Below are 2751 nucleotides of genomic sequence, written 5' to 3'. Positions count from 1 at the left end.
ATAGCAAGAGTGAACCACCTGATCCCTTCCCGAACTCAGAAGTGAAACCTCTTAGCGCTGATGGTAGTGTGGGGTCTCCCATGTGAGAGTAAGTCATCGCCAGCTCATTATTCCAAAAGCCCTCTGCATAAGCAGGGGACTTTTTTTATAGAAAAAATAAAGATGAAATAGAAAAAGGTTTAAGTTTATTTAAGCCTTTTTTGAATCTAGTTATTATTGATCTGCAGCGATAATGGATTGTGTGGCATTCTTCAGCATATACAGGGCCTGACCTAATAAAATGTCTTTTTCAGCCAAAGTAACCAGAATAAGAGGGTGTTTTGGTGCTGCAACTGCTGTCAAAATGGCTTTACCATTTTCTGCATCCAAAGTAATGCTTTGACAGCCAGTAAGATGGATCTCTTTAGTAAATGCTGAAACCATCGCTAAAATCGAGCTACTCACAGCAGCCAGTTTGTTGTTGTTATAGTTGTCTTTCTTATGAATTGTGGCCAATTCAAATCCATCTGTTGAACAGACCATTACATAATATACGCCACGAACATTGCTAATGATCTCCTGAATTTGCTGTTTAGCATGCTGAACGAGGGCTTCCGGGGCTTGACGTCTTTCTTGTATAGTGAGCATGCTTTAATCCTTAGCTCATGAGGTTATAGTTGACTTCGATTGAAGTAATGAGGGCTTCTAAAAGAAGCAAGATGTCGTCTTTTTGACGTGCATCTACAAAAAAAAGAGGGGAGTATAAAGATCCTGCTGGATCAGCCAGTCCTTATAAATCTGGGTAAAATGAGGACTTTCAAGATCACTATGCGTAATCCCAATAGCAATATTATTGGTATATTCCTGAAATACTTCGATATAACTTTCCAGTTCTTGGATCGGGTCATTCACTGTATGATCAATGAGGATAATAGCACCTAATGCGCCTTGGCAAATGACAGGCCAGATAAAGTCAAAGCGGCTTTGTCCAGGCGTCCCATACAGGCTAATTTTGGTTCCATCTTGTAATGTGATCTCACCATAATTGATTCCTACCGTGGTTTCCATTTTTGAATGACTGCGGTCGTCAGTATTCAGTGCCTCAGTGAGTAACACTGGAATATCAGATAATGAACATATCGCGGCTGTTTTACCTGCGCCCATGGAGCCCGCAAAAACGATTTTATATTGTTGTAAAATCATAAGTATTTACTTTCTTGGATTCTCAAATGAAGTGAATCTATTTTTTCAACTGAAATTTTTACCTAATTAGTTCCATAATCCATTTAAAATATTTTATTACATCTTTTAGATTAAGGTGTGATTATAGATTAAAAAATAATCACAGAATCATTTCACATATCCTTAAATAAAAAAATAAACGCATCACATAATTAAAAAGTACAAGTTAAAAATTAAGATATAAAGTAAAACATTAAATTTTATATGGTTTTTATTTCAATTGTAATTTACTCTCCCATTTTTATAATGAATTTGAATGAAAAAGATAATATTCGAACTTCATCAAATACAACTAACGCATCAACTATTTTTATAACAGGGAAATAATTATGGCTAAGGTAACCTTAGATACACTTACAGACATTGATGGTTTCGTTGCTGCAGCATTAGCTGATGGTGAAAGCGGCTTGGCTTTAGCAACTCAAGGTGGTGGCAATATCGATCTTGAACTTGCAGCAGCCGGCAATACAGAAGTGGTTCGCACAAAACGCCGTGTAGCGAATTCATTAAACCTGAATGACTCGATTGAAGATATTCTGATTACGCTGGGCAAGCAATATCATCTGATTCGCCCACTCGAAAAGAATAACAATGTATTCCTGTATCTTGTACTGGACCGCTCTAAAGCAAACCTGGCTATGGCTCGTCATGAACTTAAATCTTTTGAACAAGGTTTAGACTTTAGCTAATACACAGTTTTCCCCTTTATTTCATGCGATAAAGGGGATTCTTATACGCTTCACCCAATAAAATATAAACTTTAATCGAGACTTAAAATGCATAGGCATTATATTCATATTGGAATAGCAGGTTTAAGTATTCACGATGCAGATGAACTAAAAAAGACTTTACAGCACATCACTCCTGATCATTTTATCCTGCAATGAAACACTGCTTCCGATCCTCATCTCGATTGCCTGTTGGTGTATGAATACTTTCTTGAAACAGAGGGTATCCAACGTGTTCTCAAAAACTAAAAATGCCCTTATTTATGTATCTCTAAAAATGCTCAATATTCGAACCAGATTATAAATAATACGCTCGCTTTACCCCTGCAAAACACACAAATTCTCAAGCACTGGTTTGAGCAAAATATTCTTAATTCAGAAATTACCTCTGAAATAGAAGAACCTATATTTTCAGCCCCCATTCAGATCCAGCAATCTTCTGACCATCCCTACACGATTAACTTTTTTAAAGAGATGCTGCATGCTGAAAAAGGTAAATTACATCTCTATGATCAGCATGGCACCATTGCCATTATTGACTCAGCAAAAAACCTGGCCTGGTTAAACAAAGACCGGGCTGAAACAAGCACAGACTTTTCTTTTCAATATGACTTCGCATCCACTAGTGACCTTTTAAAAGTGACACGTAGAGAAACACAGATTCTGCAAGACTAGTTAACCCGGATCCTGCTTAAGCCGATGATTCCTTAATTTGAATTGTTGGCTTATTTTGATGGGTTAATTGATATGCACATAGTGAGGCGTAAATTCCACTCAGAAATCCATGAAGACTACGTGCTTT

General features: G+C 37.0%; 3 protein-coding genes, 1 rRNA gene and 2 pseudogenes. 3 read left to right on the top strand and 3 right to left on the bottom strand.

Annotated features, from left to right (window positions below):
* Positions 1 to 105 (top strand): 5S ribosomal RNA (gene rrf, locus FTV31_RS16180); the annotation flags it as partial.
* Between the two features lie 108 nt (positions 106 to 213).
* On the opposite strand, the gene FTV31_RS16175 is transcribed toward rrf, so the two are convergent.
* Together FTV31_RS16175 and FTV31_RS16170 are read right to left on the bottom strand one after the other, a co-directional pair.
* Positions 214 to 627 (bottom strand): roadblock/LC7 domain-containing protein, encoded by a 414-nt coding sequence (locus FTV31_RS16175; protein WP_180015685.1) that lies wholly within the window; start codon positions 625 to 627, stop codon positions 214 to 216.
* Positions 628 to 637: 10 nt separating this feature from the next.
* Positions 638 to 1182 (bottom strand): annotated as a pseudogene (locus FTV31_RS16170) (ATP/GTP-binding protein).
* Between the two features lie 368 nt (positions 1183 to 1550).
* Here FTV31_RS16170 and FTV31_RS16165 point away from each other — a divergent pair.
* Entirely contained in the window at positions 1551 to 1910 is a 360-nt protein-coding gene (locus FTV31_RS16165; RefSeq protein ID WP_180015683.1) for a roadblock/LC7 domain-containing protein, read from the top strand.
* A gap of 513 nt (positions 1911 to 2423) precedes the next feature.
* Entirely contained in the window at positions 2424 to 2624 is a 201-nt protein-coding gene (locus tag FTV31_RS16160; protein ID WP_180015681.1) for a hypothetical protein, read from the top strand.
* Positions 2625 to 2640: 16 nt separating this feature from the next.
* On the opposite strand, the pseudogene FTV31_RS16155 reads toward FTV31_RS16160, so the two are convergent.
* Positions 2641 to 2751: pseudogene (locus FTV31_RS16155) on the bottom strand (IS982 family transposase); the annotation flags it as partial.

Origin of the sequence: Acinetobacter sp. YH16031 (assembly GCF_013417335.1) — a bacterium.
In the GTDB taxonomy this organism is placed as follows: domain Bacteria; phylum Pseudomonadota; class Gammaproteobacteria; order Pseudomonadales; family Moraxellaceae; genus Acinetobacter.
Note: the sequence above shows the minus strand (reverse complement) of the source record. Positions and strands in the feature narration are given on the sequence as shown.